The organism is Staphylococcus sp. GDY8P72P, from assembly GCF_016890655.1.
GTDB lineage: Bacteria > Bacillota > Bacilli > Staphylococcales > Staphylococcaceae > Staphylococcus > Staphylococcus arlettae.
This window is the reverse complement of the sequence record NZ_JAFEQJ010000047.1, coordinates 1-1,835: the sequence shown is the minus strand read 5'-3', so window position 1 is coordinate 1,835 and position 1,835 is coordinate 1. Positions and strand designations below refer to the sequence as shown.

General features: G+C 30.6%; 1 protein-coding gene. It reads right to left on the bottom strand.

Annotation, left to right across the window (positions count from 1 at the left end):
• Positions 1-401: 401 nt before the first annotated feature.
• Positions 402-1,451, bottom strand: coding sequence for a 23S rRNA (adenine(2503)-C(8))-methyltransferase Cfr (gene cfr, locus JVU85_RS13745; RefSeq protein ID WP_001010505.1), 1,050 nt, complete (start codon positions 1,449-1,451; stop codon positions 402-404).
• Between the last annotated feature and the right edge of the window lie 384 nt (positions 1,452-1,835).

Genomic DNA, 1,835 nt, shown 5'->3' with positions numbered 1-1,835 from the left:
CAGGAGTCTGGACTTGACTCATTTTTAGAATGCCATAAACATCTTCAAGTATATATTTCATTAACTTACATTTGTATTTAGGGAGAATAAAAAATCCTCCCAATTATTATTGGAAGGATTATCTATTCATTTATACTAAATAAGAGTTTTTTGTCATTCGACAAACAAAACATCTAGTTAAACTGATTTAAAAAAAATGGATGACTAATCCTATATCTTAGTACTTTGAAACTTATTCATTTCAAATTAGAAGAATACAGATTAGTTAATTATCTTCCACCCAGTAGTCCATTCATATTTGAAGAAAATACTAGCATAATTGAGTTATCAAAATAATATTAATTGCATTAATATTATTTAAAAATTCACCTTATTATATCAGCTATATACCTTGTTCAATACTATTGGCTATTTTGATAATTACCATATAATTGACCACAAGCAGCGTCAATATCAATCCCAAATTGACTTCTAATTGTGACATGGATACCAGCAGACTTCAAAACTTTGTAAAAGGCTTCTACCTGCCCTTCGTTTGCTTCTCCATACATCTCAGGTGCACTTATTGTAGGATTGTATCGTATCAAATTTACATGATATAACTTCCCTGATTTATAGCGACTTTTAAGAAGGCTAACAACTTCGTTTGCATGCTCAAGAGAATCATTTACACCAGGCAACATGATATAAGCTATATATACTTTCCTTGAAGTTAATCTTATATGTTCATCGAGTATATTCATTACCTCATCTATTGGGTATCTATCATTTATTGGCATCAATTTGCTGCGTTCCTCACTATAAGGTGAGTGTAATGAAAATGTAAGATTTACTTGAGGATATTCCTGGGTTATTTTTTTGATACTAGGTATAATACCAATCGTTGATATAGAAAGTCTACGAGGACTTAATGCAAATAAATTAGGATCCGTAAACGAATCAAGAGCATCAAATACTTGACGGTTGGCTAGAGCTTCACCCATTCCCATAAAAGAAATGCTATCAATTTGATGACCTAATAAATGGAAGTATAAAACTTGATCTGTTATCTCATCTACAGTTAGGTTTTTTTTCAATCCAATGTCGCCTGTAGCACAAAATTTACACCCAAAATTACATCCGCATTGTGATGATATACAAAATGACTCCCAACCTGCTTTATACTTCATGTTTACCGTTTCTACTCTCTCATTCTTTGATACTTCAAAAAGCACTTTCGTAACTTGCTCTGAATTTTGCTCTGCTAAGAGCTTGATATTCAAAACTGTTTCTCCAAAATTATTTATTAAATCCTCCCTAAGTAATTTTGGAAGAACCTTCATATCCTCAAATCGACTAATTCTTTGTTTAAAAATCGCATTGGTTATTTGTTTTATTCTATAATCAGGCTCATTATTACTTCTTAAAAATTCCTGTATTTTACCATACTTTGTTTTATTATTAAAATTCATTTCTTTCATCCTTTCACAATTTGCTCTAGTGGTAATTAGAATAATTGGAAAGGAGTAGCAGTCCCTAAGAATCAATTTCTTTTTGCACACAAAAAAAACACAGATAAAAATTACCGGTGCCGAAAGTCAAAACATACAAATATGCATATTTCACTACATAAAACAAGTATGTTGATGATCTTGTTTTAAACTTATCCATAGTAGAGGCAAAGCTCCGGCAACTGTTTTTATATCATTGTTTAGTTTAAAAAAGGACAGACTACTCCCTTTAATAGCTAAAATAGCTATTACCTCCTTTCACTAATTAATATACTTAGCCTGTACTGTAACATTTTAATATTCAAATGTAAATATTAAAGTTAGCAACGATAAAGTCCGTATAAT

Excerpts from the sequence above, each read along its gene's own strand:
- cfr (WP_001010505.1), bottom strand. The coding sequence starts at position 1,451 with ATGAATTTTAATAATAAAACAAAGTATGGTAAAATACAGGAATTTTTA.